Origin of the sequence: Brachyspira sp. G79 (assembly GCF_002379365.1) — a bacterium.
In the GTDB taxonomy this organism is placed as follows: domain Bacteria; phylum Spirochaetota; class Brachyspiria; order Brachyspirales; family Brachyspiraceae; genus Brachyspira.
In genome coordinates this window covers 383,692-404,470 of record NZ_JQIU01000008.1, presented here as the reverse complement: position 1 = coordinate 404,470, position 20,779 = coordinate 383,692, and the positions used below count along the sequence as shown (strand labels likewise).

The window sequence follows — 20,779 nt, the reverse complement described above, 5'->3', positions numbered from 1 at the left end:
ATTTTTTTATTTTATAATTTTTATTACGATATTATAAAATATATTATTAAAAGGTATAATAACATGTATAAAATTCATATTCTTATATTATTCATGCTTTCAATATTCTTATTGTCATGCCATAAAAAAGAAATCATAAGCACAGAAAAAAAAGCTGTAGATTATAGATTTATTGGGACTTGGGAGTTTATTAATGGAAACAATAAAGAAAATATACTTTCTTTAATAATAATAAAATAGTTTACAGTAATGATGATAAAAATGCTCCAAATAATAATAAAGTTTATACATATGAATGGAAAAAAGAAGGAAATAACTATTATTATAGATTATGGGATAATAAATTAGATAATTGGTCAGATTTTCCTATAAAATATATTAATACAAATATAATAAAAATATACTCTGACTTCTTTAAAAAATCATATATTTAACATATAATTATAATATAAACACTATTAACGGAATTATTGAAAAGTGGACTTATTAGTTATCATATTTTTTATAATCATTATTATAATATTTATTTTGATGTTTGGGATATTATTTTTTGTTTCAGGTATAAGTAAAGTTGTAGATTTAATTTCTATGATTATATTTAGAAATCATGAAGATTGTCCGTTTTGTCATTGTAAAAATTCTATGAGAATAATAAAAACTTCAAGCGGATACAAAAAAGTATGCAACAAATGTAAATATTCAATAGAAGTAAAAGATGATAAAAATAACAAGGAGAAAAAAGATGAATAAAAAATTGCGAGGGGAGGGAATCGAACCCTCATGCCTAGGGCGCTAGATCCTAAGTCTAGTGCGTCTGCCAGTTCCGCCACCCTCGCTTAATTTTTATTAATATATTATACATTATATATTTTTTTTTGCAAGAAGGTTTGTATGGCTAAAATTCAAAAAATTAATAAATTTTTAAATAAAGTGAAAAAATTTCTACTTGAAGACATATATTTCATAGACCAAAACACATTTAACCCTATACAAAAACTATTAGTAAATATATATAGAGTAATTACATTCGCCATTACAGATTTTTTTAAAGACGACTGTACTATAAGAGCAGCCGCTTTAACATATTTAGTAACATTATCATTTATACCAGCATTAATAGTTGGATTATTCATATTAAGAATTTTTAATATATATCAGAACATATTTCTTGTTATATTTGACTGGATGGAAAAAAATGCCCCTTTTTATGAACCTATGGTAAGGCAAATATTAAATATAGCAGATAACACCAATTTGGCAAGTTTTGGTATTATTGGTATTATATCAACTATAGTAAGTACCGCTTTAATACTTCATAGTATACAATCATCTTTAGTAAAAATATGGCGTGTAAAAATAACAACTTCTATACCAAGAGTTGTAGCCAATTATATAGCTTTGCTTTTCTTAATTCCTATACTAATTGGTGTATCATTTACTTTAATCACTTATACATCTATAAATTTACATAATCTTCCAGCATTAATAAAAATACTATTATCTTGGGTTACACCTATAATATTAACTTCTATATTGGTATTATTTTCTTATGTATTAGTTCCGCAAACAAAAGTAAATTGGTCTAATGCTGCTATATCTTCTATATTAGTATCTGTAGCTATAATAACACTTTTTAGCGTTTATTTTAAGCTTAATATAAATGTTAAAAACTATAAACAAATATTTGACAGCGATAGATATAAAATAGAATACGTTGTAAAAGAGATTAATACTGGATATACAGAAAATACTATAAATAATCAAAATGATTACTATTATAATGACACATTAAATGAAAATATAATATCTAATGAATCTTATGAAACCAATGAAAACATACTTGAGAAAAATCAAGAGATTGATGTTGAAAATATAACAAGTATAAAAATAGAAAGAATAAGCTATGTTATCATGGAGAATGTTGGAAACGGAATAAGCGGGGTAACATATGAAAAAAAACCTATAGAAACAAATATGCTTGATTTTAAAAATTTTTCACCAAATGTAGGAGAACAACTTGTAAAATATAATTTCAAAATAGATGATGTAGTTACTATAAGCAGCGAAAATAATATGCTCACTAGTATAACTCCAGCTGAATTATCATCAGCAAGCTCTTTTGCTCAAATACCTGTATTATTATTATTATTATATATAGTTTGGATTATTATATTATTTGGTGCTGAACTCACCTACTCTATACAATATTTCAGATCTTACGGAATTGATAAAAGTAATATAAGATTATCATTTGCAGAAAAAGAGGCTATAGCTTTAGAATTTATGTATATAGTAACATACAGATTTATAAATAGAAAAAAAGCAATAACTATGTATGAGCTTGCAAAAGAATTAAGAACGGCACCTACTACAATAACAGAAATATCAAATGCTTTAGAAAAGTCCATGTTTGTGATAAAAATAGTTAATGGATCAAATATTTCATACACTTTAGGATGTCAGCCTGAATCAATTACTATAGGCGATATTTTATACTCTTTAAGAATGGATGGAGGATTTAGAAGTAAAAATATAAACTCCAATGACAAATATAAAAGCATGATATATCAAAATAAAGCTATATCAATTAAAGATTATAATACCAATTTACTGCATTTAGCTTATTATAAAAATAAAAAATAAAGCACATATATAGATATTTAAATCCATATATGTGCTGTTATAAATCTAAAAATATATTATTTTATTTTGGCTATAAATATATCATCTATCTTTTCAACTTTTTCTATAGCTTCAATTATAGAGTTTATGCATACATCTTTAAGTACATACATAAAATACCCGTTTCTCTCAACACTTTTTGCAATATTAATATCATAAAAAGTTTCATTAAAGGCAAGTAAATTATTATTATTCGATTTAAATCTCACATAAAAAGTTTCATTTTTATCTTTAAAATCTTTCAGTTTAATATTTTTATTCTCATTAACAAAACCAAGTATAGGTACTCTAAGCTCATCAGTAATAAGACTATTTCTAGCCAAAGTAATAGCATCAGAAACTATAGCACTGCTTGTAGGTCTTCCTCCTGCACCTGAACCATAAAATACTGTGTCTCCTGAACGATCCCCTACAACTGTTATAGCGTTAAAAGCATAATCTACTTTTGAAAGCATATTGCTATCATTAAGCAATGTAGGTATTACATATATATAGGCATTATCATTTTCATCTAAAGCTGCCTCTGCTATCAATTTAATAGTAAGACCTAATTCAGATGCAAATACAATATCGTCTAATATAATATTTCTTATTCCTCTAATAAATATCTTATCAAAACTTATAACATTGCAAAAAGCAATAGAAGAAAGTATACAAAGTTTATGAGCAGTATCTATTCCGTCAATATCAAATGTAGGGTCAGCCTCAGCATATCCTTTTTCCTGAGCATCTTTAAGTACAGCATTAAAATCTAAATTATTTTTAGTCATATTTGTTAATATATAATTGCAAGTACCGTTTAATATTCCGTAAACGCCTTCCATTCTATCAGAAACCAAACTTTCTTTCATAGCCTTTATTATAGGTATAGCACCAGCAACAGATGCCTCAAAAGCTATATCTGTTTTTCTGTCTTTTATAAGCTCTCCAAAACAGTTAGCAAGTAATGCCTTATTTGCTGTAACAACAGGCTTTTTTATTTTCATTAGTAATTCTTTAGCAGTATCCATACCGCCCAAAACTTCTATTACTATATCAATATCATCATCATTCAATATATCATTCAAATCTTTAGTTTTTATTTCTACCTTGTCTAAAAATTTATCATTTTGTACTTTGTCAATATTTCGGCTAAAAATGGTTTTTACGGTTAATTTTATTCCAGTTCTGTTTTCCATTATAGAATTGTTCTCAATGATAGTTTTTACTGTATCCTTACCTACATGTCCGTAACCTGCTACTGCCACTTTAAATTCTTTTTTTTGTCCATTTTTAACTCCTTAAAATTTGATTAAATATAAATTTGTTTTAATAAAATTAACCTTAATTATTACAAAAAGTTAGCAATATTATATTTTTATGATTTCTAAAAATGATATTACTGTGTTCATTTACATTGTAACATCCATTGAATAATTTTACAAGGAAATTTATGATTTTTTCAAGGGTAATATTAATAATTCAATATAAAGTTAAATAATAAAAACATATGTTAGATTAATATAAAAATATATTAGAATATATTGATAATCGAATTATAGATATTGATTTCGTTATTAATTTATGTTATAATGTATCTAGTTTAATTAATTATATGGAGGTAAATTATGCCACGTGTTATAAATAACGATTGTGTAGCTTGCGGTTCTTGTAAACCAGAATGTGCATTTGATGCTATTAGCGAAGGAGATATCTACGTGATTGACCCAGACAAATGTACTGACTGTGGTGCTTGCGAGCCAGTTTGCCCAAGCAATGCTATTCATCAGGCTTAATAGCTTAACGGCATAGTGTGGGGCGGGTTTCTTTTATTGATTCCTGCCCTATTTTTATATTACAACTTTAAGGAATTATATTGATAAAAAATACTCAAGCATTTATATTATCATATAATCAGTATAAGACTTCATCTATAATAGCTTCTTTTTTAACTAATAACTCTATAATTCAGGCAATATGCTATAAAGCTAAAAAATCTTCTAAAGCATTCGGTTCTGATTTGGAAAGCATTTCAAAATTAGATATAAACATATATGAAAAAAAACAGCCTCAATTATCTATATTAAAAGAATCAAGTATTATCAAAAATTATTCATCATTAGAAAAATCAATATATTCATCACTTCTAGTATTCTATATTAGGGAAGTACTGCTTTACTGTGCAAGAGATTTTGATGAAAGATATTTTATTTTAATGGAAAAATCTTTGAATGCGTTAGAAGAATTAGAAGAACTTGAAAGTTTAAAAAACAATGACAACAATGATAAAATAAAAAAAATGTATATCAATATTTTAATGAGAGCATTTGAGATGAAAACTCTCCATATAGCAGGAATATCTCCTCATTTGGATAGATGTATATTATGTGAAAATAATAATACATCATTTTACTCTATAACAGAAGGGGGAATTATATGCTCAAAATGCAAAACAATTATAAAAGACGCTTTTGAAATAACAGAAAATGATAAAAATTTTATGAGAATTATAAAACGCACATCATTAATAGATATAGTAAATAATAAAGATATAATTAATTTATATAATAATTCAATAGGCAATGTAAAAGATATAATGAACAAATCATTATTTAATCACATAAATAGAAATATAAAAAGTCAAAAAGTATTAGAGGAAATTTTATTTGTTTAATATATCAAATATTTCTTTTGTATTATTAACTACATAAACAGCATTTTGAAACTCATCATCATTTCCAAATCCGTAACGTACAGCAATAGAATCAATACCAACATTTTTAGCAGCATCTATATCATCTATTCTATCACCTATCATAACTGTTTTGTCTTTTTCAAAATTTTCTTTTTCTAATGCTTCTTTCAATACATCTAATTTATTTTTTATTTTTCCGCCTAAAGTAGGAGCATAAAATCCAGTAAAAAACTTTTCCATTACAAAATGCTCTATTATTCTCAAAGCCGTTTCTTTGGGTTTAGCAGTTGCTAAAAATACTCTATAATTATTTTCTGAAAGTTTTTTTATCAAATCATATATACCATCATAAAGAGAACAATTAAAAAGCCCATTATTACCATTATAATCTTCTCTATAAAACTTTACAAACTCAAGAGATAATTTTTCATCATCATAACAATATTTTCTAAAACTAAGATCTAAAGGAGGACCTATAAATTTTCTTAATGTTTCATTATTAGGGGTATCTATATTTAAATTATATGTTTCATTAATTTTTTTTATCCCATACAAAATACCATTCATTATACCTAAAGAAGAATCAATAATTGTTCCATCAAGATCAAACAATATATTATAATATTTACTCATTTTTTATTACCCACAAATAAACAACTATTTAGAAACAAAAATATAACCAGAAGCAGGAATTATTTCAAAGTCTTTTTTAGTTTTTTCTTTAATAGCTTTAAATAGCAAATTAATCCCCAAACTATCACTAGACATATGACCAGCACAAACAACATTTATATAATGCTTTTTACATTCATCTAAAAGTCTATCAGATATATTCATAACTATGATAGTAGAAATGCCTGCCTTAGAAAGAGCATCAATCATAGCAGAATCAAATGAAGCTCCTCCAGTCATATCAACAATAATATTACCAACTTTAGATTTATTAGAGCCGTTAAATATTTTAGGAGGATTATAACGCTTAGCGGATATTTGATATTCTTCTATTGTATATAAAATATCAATTATATCTGATAATATATTAGGCTTTTCTAATTTCATTTTTTCAGTTAAAAAACTCTCAACAAAATTATCTGCAACCGTATGCATACACATATAATTAAGTTTAAGAAGTTTAGCAGCTTCAACATCTCTATAATGATTAGCCCCATATACAGAACGGCTTACTTCATTAAGTCTTTTATTAGTTAAAGCCTCGGATACATTTATAGGCACATTATGCAAAGCATTTTTTTCAGCCTGCATTTCTATAACATCATAAAAATTAACAAAACCATAACCATTAGGATGATGAGTTATAACTAAATCTATATTTTCATTTTTTTCATTAAGCCTGTCAGCAAGTAAAAGCTCTGAAGTCTGCATATCTATACCGCAGAAAATTTTTTTTATATCTTTATCCTCTGCAATATTAAGAACTCTTGTGTCAGAGTAAGGATTAAATATAGTGTCTTTATCAAAATATTCTTTTTTATTTTCATCCAAATTATCATAAATCTTTTTTGTGTTTTCAAGCTCTTTTTCTACAATCTCCCTACCTCTAGGATCAGCATCAATACCGCATTCAATAGCCGCTATATATAATTCATTTATTTTTAAAGACATATATTTTTTACCTCTTATCTAATTATTCATCTCTAATTATTCATCATCTTCACTTTTTTTATTCTCATTTTTAGGCTCGCCCCTGTATTTTTCTGTCTGTATCATTCCTCCCTCTTCAAAGAAAGTGATAGCCTTATAGCTTTGTCTTATTGTAAACTCAGCACTTCCTATAACTAATTTAACTCCAGGAAGCATCTCTTTGCCAGCACTGACAGTAGATTCTACTTTCTCTACTTCTATATCCTGAGTTAATGCTTCTCTTTCTAAAACTACCTCTTCTCTTCTGCTGTTTGCCTGTGCCAACTGATCTTTATAACTCTGAAGTTGATCTTTTTTCTCATCATCGAGTTTTTTAAGTTTAGCAGCCTGTTCAAGAGATTTGATATTTCTTTCTGTTTCTTCTATAGAACTGTCTAATTCTTCTTTTTCCTTGTCCAAATCGTCAATGGCACGCCTTTTAGCAGGAGATATACCTGTTTCTATCAATGTTACAGCACCAGCCTGAGAACCCAAAACCTTACCATTAACTTCTCTTAAAGCTCTTAATCTTCCGCCGCTTGCAGAAGCTCTTTTACCTATAAGTATAATTCTATTATCAGCATCAATATTTGAATTAAGTATTGCCTCAGTAACAACTACATTATTACCCGCCTGCACATTAGAGAACTGTATAAACTTAGCAATAACATCACCACCTGCTTTTACATAGCTATTTTCATTACCCTGAATACCAAGTTTAACCATAATATCACCCTTAGCCTCAAGATCGCATTTTCCAACTGTTCCATGTACATCAATATTGCCTTCTGCTTTTATAGAATAATTATCGCTTACACTTCCCTTAACAACAACACTTCCTATAAAATTGATATTTCCAGTTTCAGGACCTACATCTCCAGAAACCTCAAATATCGGCTCAACATTAAGTGATTTTCCTCTAAGTACTACCTGTCCGTTTATAGAAGCTATTATATATTCTCCATCATCAGACATCTCAACATTGTCCCCCAATATTTCCTTAATATCAATATCTTTTCCACTTTTAGTTTCTATTTTTACTCCAAGTACTGTTCTTCCTACTTCACCATCAGTTGCAGGTATTTTTCTAGCTAATTTTTGTCCCTGTTCAACATTTTCTACTATACTTAAATCCTTATAGTCAATACTTTGATCTTCTCCTATATATTTAGGTATAACTTTTTTATTAACATTAACCAAATATTCAATTTTAGCATTCTGACCATTTACAGGAGCACGTCCTTCAGCTGCAAGTATAGGTATATTAAATGTACCTTCTTCTAAGCACTTAACAACATTCTCTTCCTGAAATCCAAAAGTAATACTGCTGTTTTCCATTATTTCTTTTACATCCTGCAAATCCATTTCTCTTCCACCCTTATTAGGTTTGGTTACAGTAACATAAGCCCTCATTTTATCATCACTAATACTATAACTAATCTTAGCATTATTTCCAGATCTTCCTACATCCCATTCAGCAACTTTTGCATATTGTCCAGTCTGTTCATGAAGCATTTTTTTAGCTAAATGAGAATCATATTCTTTTATTCCAGCATCTATTAACTTACCTTCCAAAGCTGTCATATCTTCAATTCTTTTTCCATCGGCAACTGGAGGATTAACTTTTAAAAATACTCCGTCTCTTTTTACTCTTACTATTATTTCAGTATCTTTATTAAATACTACTTTTTCTTGGTTATAATCATTTACATTTCCAACAGTATAATCAGCTCCAATAGCATGACCTATATTAGATTTGTCATAAGTAATATGAGTATATCTTATCAAAAATGGTTTAGCCCCTATATTAAAAAAACCTTTGCTTCCTTCTTCCAAAACTTTATAACTTAATTCATAAATAGGGCATTGAAATATAGCAGCAGCTTCCTGCATACCTCTCTCCAAAGACGCTACAGATAATTCCACCGAACGTGTATTTTTATTATTATAAACTTCTTTATAAAAATCACTTTGCAATATTTTTCTTTTTAATTCATTCATAAAAATCACCTATTTTATAATAATTGTTTTTTTATTTCTGAAAGACTATATCTTAATTGCTGTATTGCCTTTGTATGCAACTGAGATATTCTGCTCTCTGATACCTCTAATACTTTTCCAATCTCTTTTAATGTAAGATCATCATAATAATATAATATAAGAACCTGCTTTTCTTTTTCAGGAAGTTTTTTCAAAGCAGCTACTATTTTATTTTTCACATCTTCCCTTTCTGCCAAATATTCAGGATTAGTTTTATCATTAGATTTTAATGTGTCTATTACAGATATTTCATCAGAATCATCACCTACATACCAAACATCGCTAAGTGAAGTAGGTGATGCCTCTATATATCTTTTCATAGTTTCATTATATTTGCTTATAGGTATTCCAAGCATATCAGCTATCTCCTGAGGCTTTATATTCCTGCTTAATCTAGCTTCTAATATTTCTCTAGCCTTCTCTATTTCTTTAACATCTTTACGTATAGATCTAGGAAGATAATCCAACTTTCTAAGTTCATCATATATAGCTCCCCTAATTCTAGTAACAGCATATGTTTTGAACTTAATATCTCTATTAGGGTTGTATTTATCAATAGCATCCATAAGTCCGAAAGATCCGAAACCTACCAAATCCTGAAATTCAATATGTTTATGAGAACCCATATTAACAGATATTTTGCTTGCAACATACTTTACCAATGGAGAATATTTAATAATTAAAGCTTCTCTTATATAAGGTGACTGCGTGTTTTTAAACTCCTGCCAATATTCCTGTTCATTGTCATTAGTAATATTTGGTATTTTACCTTTTTCTTTTTTGTTCATCTTCATAATATTCACTCTAGTTATTAATTTTTTACTATATAATTTTTCTAAATAATTTCTTATTTACCGTTATCTATTTTATCTTTGTATAATTATTATCACAGCCTTAGTAACTTTTTCAGGCATTTTTTTCAAATCAGATATTATTTTATTTTTTGCATATTCTCTATCGTTAAAATATTCCTGATTAGTTTTAGATTTTAATGTATCTATTACAGATATTTCATCATAATCATCATCTACATACCAAACATCGCTCAAATATGTAGTAGAAGTCTCTATATATCTTTTCATAGTTTCATTATATTGGCTTATTGGTATTATAGAAATATCAGTCATTTCCTGAGGTTCTATATTTCTACTTAGTTTTGGATATGATATATTACTATTATTATATATTCCTTTAATATCTTTTGTATGCAGCTGAATTATTCTGCTATCCGATACCTCTAATATTTTAGCAATTTCTTTTAATGTAAGATCATAATAATAATATAATATAAATACTTGTTTTCTTTTTCAGGAAGTTTTTTTAAAGTATCTAATATTTTATTTTTTACATTTTCTCCTTCAGCCAAATATTCAGAATTAATTTTATCATTAGAATTATCACCTACATACGCAACATCGCTTATAAAGCCTGACAGATAATTTATTTTTTTAAGTTCATCATATATAATTCCTCTAATTTTATCAAGAGCATATGTTTCAAACTTAATACCTATATTAGGATTATATTTATTAATAGTGTCCATAAATCCGAAACTTCCGAAACCTAGCAAATCCTGAAATTCAATATGTTTATGTGAACTAATATTAACAGATATTTTGCCTGCCGCATACTTTACTAATGGAGAATATTTGTTAATTAAAGCTTCTCTTATATAAGTCGACTGCGTGTTTTTAAACTCTTTCCAATACTCATCTTCATTCTCATTAGTAATATTTGGTATTTTATCGTTATCTATCATAATACTCACCACAACTATTAAACTTTTTATTTTTTAATATGTTTTACTTATCATCTTTTTCATCTTTAGCTATCATTGTTCTAACAGCCTTAGCCACTTTTTCAGGGTCTTCTCTAACCTCTCTTTCCATCTCTTCACTTGTAACCTTCTTATCAGGAAACATACTGCTGCTTGAAGTATAACTTGCAGCACTTTGAGCAGTACTAGGTTTACTGAATACTATATCTCCAATATCATCTCCTGAACTTTTATAATTCGGCTTAGTATTTTTATCAATATTTAAAGGTTTTGGAGCTGATAAATCCAAACTTAAATCTGGAGTAAAAGGTGTATCATCAGTATCAGAAGAAGAAGTATTATTACTACTATTATTATCATCTATGGCATTATAATCTATATCCATATTAGAATTAGTATCTGCTTCATCTATTACATCTCCTAAATATTTTTTCAGTATCGTACCAAGTAAAAACAATATAGCAATTGTTATAATAGCTGAAAAAATTGCTTTTAATAAAGAAATATCAATTCTATTTCTATATGAAACTGATAATATAAGCGTTATAACAAAAGAAAATCCAGCTATAATTGCAGCTAATTTTCCAAAATTAGATGAAAAATATTGTTTTACTTTTTCAACTATATTATTCATAAATTACCTCTAATAAGTATTAATTCATTGATAATTTTTATTTTTTGCTTACAAAAGATAAAAGAGATTCCATAAATCCTCCAAGACCTTTTGCTTCTCTGTCATCATCATATTCCATATCAACTATTTTTTTAGCAATATTATATATAGACATAGAAGCATGACATTTATTATCATATTGATAAAAAGGCAGCTGCTGAGAAACCGCATAAGGAATAGTTTTATCTTCTAAAATATGACCCAAGTATTTTACATCCATATCCAAATACTTTTTACTTGTCATAATAATTTTATCTCCAACCTCTTTTCCTTCAGAAGCCTTTGTAACCCTATTAACTAATATCTTTATATCAGCATTAGCATTTTCAGGAGCTATAGATTTTATTACACCATAAGCATCAAGTATAGCAGTAAGTTCTGGAGTTGTAACAACAATACTTTCATCTGATGACAATAGAAAATACAAAACTGTATCTGATATACCAGCTCCAGTATCTACTATAATAATATCAGCATCATTTAATGAATCCATACTATTAACCAATTTAGTTAAAGCTCTTCCCGAAAGATTGGCAAGAGAAGAGAATCCTGAAGCACCAGCAATATATCTTATACCATAATCAGTTTCAAGTACAACCTCATGGATCTTTTTTACCCCCTTAATAACATGGTAAAGATTATACTCTGGTATATTTCCAAGTATTACATTAACATTACCAAGTCCAAGATCAGCGTCTATTAAAAGCACATTCTGACCCAACTCCTGCAATGCTATGGATAAATTAATAGCTATATTAGTTTTGCCTACACCGCCTTTACCGCTAGCTATACTTATTATACGCTGCGGACGTTTATCTTTTACGCCCATCATCTTTCTTAATTCATCTGCTTGATCTTTCATAATATATACTTAATTTCCTGTTTTTTATAATTATCTTTATTTTGAAGAACCAAATAATCCTTCCATTATTTTATAACCATATTTCTTAGCTGTAGATATATCTTTAGGTACACCCTGACCATGTGTTATGTAGGTAATAGGTAATTTCTTTCTTGTAATAGCACAAATTGAAGAAGCCAAATAATCAGTTTCATCAACTTTTGTAAGTATTACTCCTTTATAATTAGTAGGCTTAAAACCATTAAGTATTTTTACAGCATCTTTATATTTAGCAGTAGCACTCATAACAAGCTGAATATCCATGTCAAATCTTCCAACTGTAGTAAAATATTTTGACATGGCAACTATTTCTTCAGCACTCTTTGGAGAACGTCCCATAGTATCAATAAATAAAAGCGAAGAATTATCCATCTTTCTAATTTCAGCCCTTAAAGCCTCTGGGGTACTTGCACTAGTAAATGGAACTTTCATAATACTTGCATATCTTTGAAGCTGGTCAACCGCTGCTATTCTGTAATTATCTATTGTAACAAAAGAAACTTTTTTTCCAGACTTCATATGCTGAGCTGCTATTTTAGGTATAGTTGTTGTTTTTCCAACTCCTGTAGGTCCTACAAATACTATAATTTTCTTTTTAGCCCCTACATCTATACCATTAGCTAATATTAATTTATCAGAGAAATATTTTTCAACCTCTTCCCTAATTACATCTTTAGACTGAAAAAATCTTGCATTGCTTGAAGTTAATAAATATTCTCTTAAATCTAAAAGAACCTCTTCTGGAAACTCTCTATCTCTTAAATAATTAAAACTCTCTTCCATTCCATCAGCAGGATTATTTTCATAGCTTTCATCATTATTATAATCATCTGAAGTTTCATCTGTATCTTCAAAATAATCTCTCACATTAGTTTTCTTTTCTCTATGTTCTCTAGGTTCTCTAGTAAGATTATTTTCTTCTCTGTATTCTTTTATCTCTTCTATAGCATTATTAATTTCTTCATCTTCATTATCTGTATTTGTAAATGAATTTCTATTATTAGAAGAATTACTATTATTTTGAGAATTATATTTATTTTTATTAATATTTGGTAAACTTCCTTCCAAATATTCTTTTACCATATCTCTTATCTGTTCTTGAACTAATTTTTTTACATTCTCATCTATAGAATTAGCAGTATTAGCAGAATTATTATTCTGATTATTTGAAGTATTAATATGATTAGGTATAACATTACTATTAAAATTATTCATATTACTGTTCATACCATTCATAAAACTGTTATTAGCAAAATTACTATAATTATTTATTGGAGAAAAACTATTATTATAGTCCGAAGCCATTGAACCTTTTACATTAGTAAATGTAGAAGATGAAAAATTAGAATAAGGAGAATTATTAAAATGAGGCAATGGAGTAAAATTATCTGTATTATTATTTATTTCTCTAGCAGATATATTTTCCTTTTTTTCTTCAATACTATATGAATGATTATTACTTTCTAAAGTTTCATTAACAAGTTCTTCATTGATATTGCTTATACTTTCAATGCTATCATTATCAAAATTGTCAGAATGAGCAGGTTGTGAAGAAGAGTTTAAACTATTTTTCATAGCCGAAGAACTACTTAATCTATTAGCATTTCTTTCTCTTGAAGCCTCTTTTAAAGCCTTAGTTACAGCAACTATTCTATCAGCCATTTCGCTTGCATCAATAGTTTCGGTTGTATGCTTTTTCATCTCTATTCTGTCGCTTAAAAGTTTTGTTCTATGCATATCATCATCTTCTGTATTGCTGTCATAAGAATTCTTTTCTTCTGAATTATTTTTTCTATCGTATATAGAGTTATTAAGCATTATTCTAAGTTCATGTTCTGTTTTCATTCCAAGACCTAAAAAACCGCCTACCTTAACATCTTTGCTTGTTAGTATAACAAAATTTCCGCCGTATTCTACTCTCGCTTTGGCAAAGGCGTCAGTTTTATCCTTCCCTCTTATAGTACGTATGTCTACCATAGTATAACTCCTCTAATCATCTTAAAAACTCCTGTTATTATAAATATTTATATCTTAATAATTTATCTTAATTTTTATTAATATTGTTCTAATATGCCAATAGAAACTTCAAACTCTTTTTAATCATACCAAATATGTTTTTCTTTTACTTTCTCTGACACTGATAATAAAGTAGCTTTCGCCATATTTATCTCTGGCTTGTTTTTCAATTTCCTCTCTGTTTTTACCAAAAATTTTTATAGTTTTCATTGTTTAACTCCAAATAATTATATTTATATCTTAAAAAATACTCTTTTACAGAGTTTTGTATTTTACTATTTTATACTAGCAACTCCCTGTACATTATATCCCTGTGCTATTTCAGTAGTAGCTATTACCTTATATTTACCAACATTTTTGGCTATAAATTGATATAAAGGTCTTCTTATAATAGGAGAAGTTAAAAATACTATATCATCAACTCCAGAATCACTAACAAGTTTAACAGCATCTTTTATATTTTTAATCAAGTTCTGCATACTTTCAAAACTCATAGCTATCATTTGAGAGCCTTGTAAATTTCCAGTATTTGCAAGGTTTTGAGCTATATTATTTTGCAGCTGCTGACTTAAAGTAATAACTCTAATATTTCTATCTTGGTCTGCAACCATCTGAGATATTTGAGATGCAAGCCTGCTTCTTACAAGCTCAGTAGCCTGTTCGCTTCCCATAATAGATATAGCGTCAGCAACACCCTCTAATATAGCAACACTGTTTCTGATAGGTACTTCTTCCTGAAGAAGATTCTGAAGTACTTTTTGTATATAACCAAGAGGACTTTCATTATGAGGCTTAGCTGCAAGTACTTCGGATACAAGAGCTTTATGATCATCTTTAATAAGATCGAGCATATTCTGTACCTCTTCACGTCCAATAAGAAGATTAGCATTTCTTTTAATAGTTTCGCTGAAGTGAGTAGCAATAACTGATGTAGGCTGAAACAACATAAAGCCTTTTTTCTCAGCCATATCTTTTTCATCAACTTTAATCCAATAAGCTGGAAGACCGAATGCAGGCTCTCTTACTTTCTCACAATCTGGCGAAGGTCCATCTGGAGAATTAGCATTCAAAGCTAAAAGCATATTAGGACGTACAAATCCCTTAGCCATCTCTGTACCATTAATGCTTACAGTATATTCATCTGGCTCTATTACACTATTATCTACAATACGTACTGGAGGTACAACCAAACCCACTTCCAATGCAAGCTCCCTACGTATCTGACTTATTCTGTTAATTAAATCTCCGCCTTCAGACTCTAATGCCAAAGGTATAAGTGAAGCCCCGACAGATAATTCTATTTTCTCGACCTTTAGGAAAGGAGTAACATCTAAAGGACCTTGATGCACCTGCTCTCCAGCATCTGCTTTTGTACCGTCTTCATTAAGTCCAAGTTCCTGCTGTTCTCTTCTTAGAGCATAACCAGCTAAGAATAATGCTAATGCTATAACAAACAAAGCTATTTTTGGAAAACCAGGTAAAAGCATTAAAAAGAAAGCAAAACCAGCACCTATGAATAAGTTTTTAGGTTTAGCAAAAATCTGTACTGCAATCTGAGTGGACAAATTATCTTCGCTGCTGCTTCTAGTCACTAATAAACCAGTAGCAAAACTCATAAAGAAAGAAGGTATCTGACTTACTAAACCATCACCTACTGTAAAACGTGTATAAGCATTAACAGCCTGAGCAAAAGGCTCGCCTCTCATAGTCATTCCTATTATGAGTCCGCCTACTATATTTATAACTGTGATTATGATACCTGCTATAACGTCTCCTTGTACAAACTTTGAAGCACCGTCCATAGTACCGTAAAAATCACTTTCGCCTCTTATTTTTCTCCTTTTTTCTTCTGCCTCTTTATCAGTGATAGCACCAGCCTGAAGTTCACTTTCAACAGCCATCATTTTTGAAGGCATACTGTCTAATGCAAATCTTGCTGCCACTTCTGATACCCTTGTAGCACCTTTAGTGATAACTACAAACTGTACTATAATAAGTATGATAAATATTACTACACCTACAACTATATTTCCTCCTACTACAAAGTCAGCAAATGATGTGATAACTTTACCATTAAAATTAGCACCCTCTGTAAGAATAGCTCTTGTAGTGGATACGTTTAGAGCAAGTCTGAAAGCTGTCATAACAAGAAGCACAGAAGGAAATACGCTGAAATCATTGGCACTTTTTATACTAAGCACCATAAGTAATATTAATAATGATACTATAATATTTACTATAAGCAAAAAGTCCAATACGAAGGAAGGCAATGGTATAATGAGCATCATTATTACCATAACCGCACCTACAGCAAACATTATATCGCTGTGTCTGCTCATATTAGCAGGCAGTTTTATCGAATCTAATATTGATTTAGCACCATTCATTGTTGCCACTTTTTATTCCTCCTATATAGCCCTTGCCATTTTTTCATTACGTATTCTATATACTTCGCCAAGTATTCTTGAAACAACATGGAACAGTTTTTCTGGTATATACTGTCCTATTTCAACATTAAAATATAATTCACGGGCTAAAGGTTTATTCTCTACTATTTGTACATCATTTTCTTTAGCTATTTCTTTTATTCTTAAAGCTATATGATCAGCTCCCTTAGCTGTTACTACTGGAGCATAATCGCCATTTTCATATTTTAAAGCAACTGCAAAGTGAGTCGGGTTTGTAATAACTACATCAGCCTCTGGAACAGCTTTGAGCATTGTTCTGCTTACTATCTTTCTAGCCATATCCTGCAATTGACTTTTTACCAAAGGATCTCCTTCCATCTCTTTAAACTCTTCTTTCATCTCATGCTTTGTCATTTTCAAACTATTAATATACTGTCTTCTTTGAAAGAAATAGTCGAAAGCAGATACTATTATCATAAATACTATTACCTTAGCAAGCATCTCTAAAACTATAAAAAAGAAAAGATGCATAGCCTGAGGAAGCTCCATATTAGTCATATTAAATAATTCAGTGCGTTTTCCATATATTGTAGTAAAAGTAAGAAATGATATAACTACCATTTTAAATAAAATTTTTGCCAAGTTCATTAAGTTTTGTGAAGAAACGAATACTCTCTCTTTAAAGTTTGACCAAGTAGGGGCTATTCTTTTAAAATTAGGTTTTAATTTTTTAGTTGTAAATAGGAATTTAGTTTGTGCTAAATTAATACCAACACCTACAACTAATGCTACTGCCAAAACTATACCTGCAGTTTTTGCTATTAAAACTACTATCTCCAAAAACATATCAGGAAGAGACAACACATTCATAGTAGCATCTGCTGTTGATATCTTATTTAATATTGTCATAAAAAATTTAGACACTGTATCAGTTAAATATGTTGTAAGAAGTGCTATTACCGCTATTGTAACTGCTAAAACAAGAGTTTGATTTATTTCTACAGAGTTTACAACACGTCCCTCTTCTTCTCTTGCTTTTCTTTTCTTTCTCTCTGTAGGAAGCTCTGTTCTGCCTTCATCTTCAGGAGATGCAAATAATGTTAACACATAGCCTTTTTTTGTAATACGTAAATATTTTCTGTATAGCTTGGCTTTAAATATTATTAATAGTTCAAGTACGGAAGATATTATATTTTTCATATAGTACCTCCCGATAAGAAAGTTATTATATTATTAACATCTGATATAGTATATTCTAATATTCTCATAAAGTTAGAAACAAGTACTGGTATTAGTATATAATAAGAAACAATACCAACACCTATCTGCATAGGAAAACCTAACATTAAAATATTCATCTGAGGAGCTGCTTTTGCCAACAAACCCAAACTTAGTGATAATAAGAATAAAGTAAGCATTATAGGTAAAGCAAGTGAAAGAGCTATAGAAAATAATGAACTCATATAATATATCATTCTATCTATAACACCATTAAATGATGAAGCAAATACCGCCTTTGATGCATCACTTAATACTGGCATAGCTTTAAAACTATAAAATAAAGTTCTAACTACCCAGCTTGGTCCGTCTATAGCTATAAATATTAATACCACCACCAAAGACTGAAGCTGACCTAACACTGGAACTGTAACCTGTGATATTGGGTCAACTGTTTCTGATATACCAAATCCCATTTGAACCTCAAAGAAATTCGCCATAACCTGATAAGCAGCAAATATAATAGACATTAAAAATCCTATTAATATTCCAATAAGTGCTTCATTAAGAAGTGTTAAAAAATATTCCATAAAAGTAGGAGCTGCCTGAACAGATATATCAGCAACCAAAGGAAATATTGTAGCTGTGGCTATAAAAGCAAGTGCCATTTTTATACTATTAGGAATAACATTAGATGAGAATAAAGGAGCTACCATAAGTATAGCTATAAACCTTACCATGATGAGCAGGTAAATCTGGAAAAAATTAACAAAATTATCCATTCTTTATTCCTATTATCCCTAACCTATTAATTATAAATATTCATTATCTAGCTATACTAGGAAGTATACTAAATAATCTTACAGTAAAAGCACTTGTATAATTAAGCATCCAAGAAGCAAGCATATATATAACAGCAAGCATCGCTATCATCTTTGGAACAAATGTTAAAGTTTGCTCCTGAATACTTGTAGTAGCCTGAAGTATAGAGATTATCAAACCTACTACTATTGATACACCCAAAACAGGAGCAGAAAGAAGCATAAAAACCCATAATGTTTCCTGCACCAAAACGATAATTGAAGTATCACTCATAAAAATTCCTTAAAATAAATTAACTATATAAAAACCAAATACTTTTTTATAATTATTGGAAACTTTGAACTATTTGAAGTATTAATAGTTTCCAGCCATCAACTGCAACAAACAAAATTATTTTTAAAGGCAAAGATATCATAATAGGCGGAAGCATTATCATACCCATTGCCATAAGTATAGAAGCAACAACTAAGTCTATAACAATAAACGGTATAAATAAATATATTCCCATTTTGAATGCTATAGTAAGCTCATTTATTATAAATGCAGGCACTACTACTATAGTGGGTATTCTATTTAAATCATCTACTGTCTGAATATCTCTAAGTCTTATATTAGTATCACTTATACTTAGAAATAAATCCAAACTCTTCATACCGTTTTCACCTCTTAAAGAGTTAAACATAAACATTCTTATAGGCTGTATGCCTCTGCTGTATAATTCATTGACACCTATAGATCCGTTTAAATACGGCTGAAGTGCCTCATTATTTACCTGAGTTAACGTGGGCATCATTATGAAAAATGTAAGAAATAGTGAAAGCCCCATTATCAATGCTCTTGGAGGAGTCTCCTGTAATGACAATGCCCTTTGTACGAAACTTAATACTATTGAAACTCTTATGAAACTTGTTGTCATTATTATAATAGACGGAGATAAAGACAATATTGTTAAAAGAAATAATATTTGAAGACCTAAACTTACCTGCTGAGGAGTCTGAGCCTGAGTTACATTAAGCCCTATTGTAGGTATTGGTATTTGAGTATTATCCTGAGCGTAAGCTACTGCAGGTATAAGTAAACATAATACCAAAACTACCATAAGAAACTTTCGCATTTGAGAACTCCAACTTTATAAATTTTTTCCTAATATTTTTTCTTCTAAAAACGATAATCTTTACGACTTGAATAAAGTTAACATATTATTCTAAAATAGTCAAGTATTATGTTAACTAATTTACAATCAACTCAATAAAAATTAAATCTCATACTAAAGCAAAATAACATTTACAGTATCAATACACTATACATAAAATTTATTTATAGTGTTATTTTAAACAAAAAGCCCCATAATATAACAATTATAATAAATACCATTTATACAAAAAAAGCTTTTTATTTCTCCTTCTATATCAAAACCCGCTTTTTTATACAGTTTTAATGCCCTTTCATTATCAGTTCTTACAGTTAATTCTATTTTTTTTATATAATTAAGCCTGCAGTAATCAACAGCATGATTTATAAGTTCAGAAGCTATGCCTCTTGACCAGTAATCCTTTAATACAGTTATACCAAGGTCTACCCTATGCCTTATTCTAACCTTATTAATGCCTTTTAAATTACATATTCCTACAATTTTACCGCTAATTTCATATAAAAACATCTTTTCTAATGTTAAATGCTGTATGCTTTGAAGAAATTCCTCCTCTCTTTTTACATCTAACTGCCTTTCTTCAGAACCAGAAATTAAAAAATCTGTTTCATCAGAGACTTTTTTTATATATTCTATAATATCCTGAGCATCTTCTATATGTGCTTCACGTATATTATTCATAATATATTACCTGCATATTATTATCGGATTTTATTATGTAAACTGTAATATGATAACTTATTTTTCTTTTTTTGCAATTATTTTAATAGTTTTTTA

Annotated in this window: 21 protein-coding genes, 1 tRNA gene and 1 pseudogene; 5 read left to right on the top strand and 18 right to left on the bottom strand. The window is 28.8% G+C overall.

The genetic code is table 11. From position 1 onward, the window contains the following. The first annotated feature begins 63 nt into the window (after nucleotides 1-63). Together KQ44_RS14760 and KQ44_RS03405 are read left to right on the top strand one after the other, a co-directional pair. Nucleotides 64-240, top strand: a complete 177-nt coding sequence (locus tag KQ44_RS14760; RefSeq protein ID WP_240516456.1) for a hypothetical protein — start codon at nucleotides 64-66, stop codon at nucleotides 238-240. A 237-nt stretch (nucleotides 241-477) separates the two neighbouring features. Next, the gene (locus tag KQ44_RS03405) at nucleotides 478-750 is read left to right on the top strand and encodes a hypothetical protein (protein WP_096736245.1); all 273 of its coding nucleotides are present in this window, start codon (nucleotides 478-480) and stop codon (nucleotides 748-750) included. 5 nt (nucleotides 751-755) lie between these two features. Here the strand turns inward: KQ44_RS03405 and KQ44_RS03400 are convergent. After that, nucleotides 756-836, bottom strand: a tRNA-Leu gene (locus KQ44_RS03400). A gap of 55 nt (nucleotides 837-891) precedes the next feature. On the opposite strand from KQ44_RS03400, the gene KQ44_RS03395 reads away from it, so the two are divergent. Further along, the gene (locus tag KQ44_RS03395) at nucleotides 892-2,643 is read left to right on the top strand and encodes a YihY/virulence factor BrkB family protein (RefSeq protein WP_205676544.1); all 1,752 of its coding nucleotides are present in this window, start codon (nucleotides 892-894) and stop codon (nucleotides 2,641-2,643) included. A gap of 56 nt (nucleotides 2,644-2,699) precedes the next feature. On the opposite strand, the pseudogene KQ44_RS03390 reads toward KQ44_RS03395, so the two are convergent. Next, a pseudogene (locus KQ44_RS03390) lies at nucleotides 2,700-3,947 on the bottom strand (homoserine dehydrogenase); the annotation flags it as partial. A gap of 342 nt (nucleotides 3,948-4,289) precedes the next feature. Between KQ44_RS03390 and KQ44_RS03385 the strand changes: the two are divergent. Together KQ44_RS03385 and recO are read left to right on the top strand one after the other, a co-directional pair. Then, nucleotides 4,290-4,457, top strand: a complete 168-nt coding sequence (locus KQ44_RS03385) for a 4Fe-4S binding protein (protein ID WP_013112710.1) — start codon at nucleotides 4,290-4,292, stop codon at nucleotides 4,455-4,457. Nucleotides 4,458-4,537: 80 nt separating this feature from the next. Next, nucleotides 4,538-5,335, top strand: coding sequence for a DNA repair protein RecO (gene recO, locus KQ44_RS03380; RefSeq protein WP_096736243.1), 798 nt, complete (start codon nucleotides 4,538-4,540; stop codon nucleotides 5,333-5,335). Here recO and KQ44_RS03375 read toward each other — a convergent pair. The 16 genes from KQ44_RS03375 to KQ44_RS03305 all read right to left on the bottom strand — a co-directional run bounded on the left by KQ44_RS03375 (nucleotide 5,324) and on the right by KQ44_RS03305 (nucleotide 20,683). Next, nucleotides 5,324-5,989 (bottom strand): HAD-IA family hydrolase, encoded by a 666-nt coding sequence (locus tag KQ44_RS03375; RefSeq protein ID WP_096736242.1) that lies wholly within the window; start codon nucleotides 5,987-5,989, stop codon nucleotides 5,324-5,326. The two genes, recO and KQ44_RS03375, sit on opposite strands and share 12 nt — an antisense overlap. 24 nt (nucleotides 5,990-6,013) lie before the next feature. After that, nucleotides 6,014-6,979 (bottom strand): hypothetical protein, encoded by a 966-nt coding sequence (locus tag KQ44_RS03370; RefSeq protein WP_096736241.1) that lies wholly within the window; start codon nucleotides 6,977-6,979, stop codon nucleotides 6,014-6,016. A gap of 36 nt (nucleotides 6,980-7,015) precedes the next feature. Continuing rightward, nucleotides 7,016-8,998 carry a FapA family protein gene (locus KQ44_RS03365; protein ID WP_096736240.1) on the bottom strand — a complete coding sequence of 661 codons (1,983 nt, stop codon included), beginning with the start codon at nucleotides 8,996-8,998 and terminating at the stop codon, nucleotides 7,016-7,018. Between the two features lie 14 nt (nucleotides 8,999-9,012). Further along, the gene (gene whiG / locus KQ44_RS03360; protein WP_013112715.1) at nucleotides 9,013-9,831 is read right to left on the bottom strand and encodes an RNA polymerase sigma factor WhiG; all 819 of its coding nucleotides are present in this window, start codon (nucleotides 9,829-9,831) and stop codon (nucleotides 9,013-9,015) included. 72 nt (nucleotides 9,832-9,903) lie between these two features. Beyond that, nucleotides 9,904-10,326 (bottom strand): sigma factor-like helix-turn-helix DNA-binding protein, encoded by a 423-nt coding sequence (locus KQ44_RS15540; RefSeq protein ID WP_346426132.1) that lies wholly within the window; start codon nucleotides 10,324-10,326, stop codon nucleotides 9,904-9,906. Next, nucleotides 10,296-10,796, bottom strand: a complete 501-nt coding sequence (locus tag KQ44_RS03350) for a sigma factor (protein ID WP_240516455.1) — start codon at nucleotides 10,794-10,796, stop codon at nucleotides 10,296-10,298. Before KQ44_RS03350 ends, KQ44_RS15540 begins: the two co-directional genes overlap by 31 nt. A 43-nt stretch (nucleotides 10,797-10,839) precedes the next feature. After that, nucleotides 10,840-11,448: a hypothetical protein gene (locus KQ44_RS03345; RefSeq protein ID WP_096736239.1), complete on the bottom strand. Its 609-nt coding sequence runs from the start codon at nucleotides 11,446-11,448 to the stop codon at nucleotides 10,840-10,842. Nucleotides 11,449-11,485: 37 nt separating this feature from the next. Next, on the bottom strand, nucleotides 11,486-12,349 hold the full coding sequence (locus KQ44_RS03340; protein ID WP_096736238.1) for a MinD/ParA family protein: 864 nt from the start codon (nucleotides 12,347-12,349) through the stop codon (nucleotides 11,486-11,488). A gap of 36 nt (nucleotides 12,350-12,385) precedes the next feature. After that, complete coding sequence (locus KQ44_RS03335; RefSeq protein ID WP_096736237.1) at nucleotides 12,386-14,365, bottom strand: flagellar biosynthesis regulator FlhF; 1,980 nt, start codon at nucleotides 14,363-14,365, stop codon at nucleotides 12,386-12,388. A 123-nt stretch (nucleotides 14,366-14,488) separates the two neighbouring features. After that, nucleotides 14,489-14,614 carry a hypothetical protein gene (locus KQ44_RS15365; protein ID WP_258075067.1) on the bottom strand — a complete coding sequence of 42 codons (126 nt, stop codon included), beginning with the start codon at nucleotides 14,612-14,614 and terminating at the stop codon, nucleotides 14,489-14,491. A 65-nt stretch (nucleotides 14,615-14,679) separates the two neighbouring features. Beyond that, complete coding sequence (locus tag KQ44_RS03330) at nucleotides 14,680-16,791, bottom strand: flagellar biosynthesis protein FlhA (protein WP_205676571.1); 2,112 nt, start codon at nucleotides 16,789-16,791, stop codon at nucleotides 14,680-14,682. 21 nt (nucleotides 16,792-16,812) lie between these two features. Next, nucleotides 16,813-18,012 carry a flagellar biosynthesis protein FlhB gene (gene flhB, locus KQ44_RS03325; protein WP_096736235.1) on the bottom strand — a complete coding sequence of 400 codons (1,200 nt, stop codon included), beginning with the start codon at nucleotides 18,010-18,012 and terminating at the stop codon, nucleotides 16,813-16,815. Next, a complete protein-coding gene (gene fliR / locus KQ44_RS03320; protein ID WP_013112721.1) occupies nucleotides 18,009-18,812 on the bottom strand; it encodes a flagellar biosynthetic protein FliR in 804 nt (267 codons plus the stop codon). Before fliR ends, flhB begins: the two co-directional genes overlap by 4 nt. A 43-nt stretch (nucleotides 18,813-18,855) precedes the next feature. Continuing rightward, a complete protein-coding gene (fliQ, locus tag KQ44_RS03315) occupies nucleotides 18,856-19,125 on the bottom strand; it encodes a flagellar biosynthesis protein FliQ (RefSeq protein ID WP_096736234.1) in 270 nt (89 codons plus the stop codon). A 52-nt stretch (nucleotides 19,126-19,177) separates the two neighbouring features. Continuing rightward, nucleotides 19,178-19,966 (bottom strand): flagellar type III secretion system pore protein FliP, encoded by a 789-nt coding sequence (gene fliP / locus KQ44_RS03310; protein ID WP_096736233.1) that lies wholly within the window; start codon nucleotides 19,964-19,966, stop codon nucleotides 19,178-19,180. Nucleotides 19,967-20,182: 216 nt separating this feature from the next. Next, nucleotides 20,183-20,683, bottom strand: coding sequence for a GNAT family N-acetyltransferase (locus KQ44_RS03305; protein ID WP_096736232.1), 501 nt, complete (start codon nucleotides 20,681-20,683; stop codon nucleotides 20,183-20,185). Nucleotides 20,684-20,779: the final 96 nt, after the last annotated feature.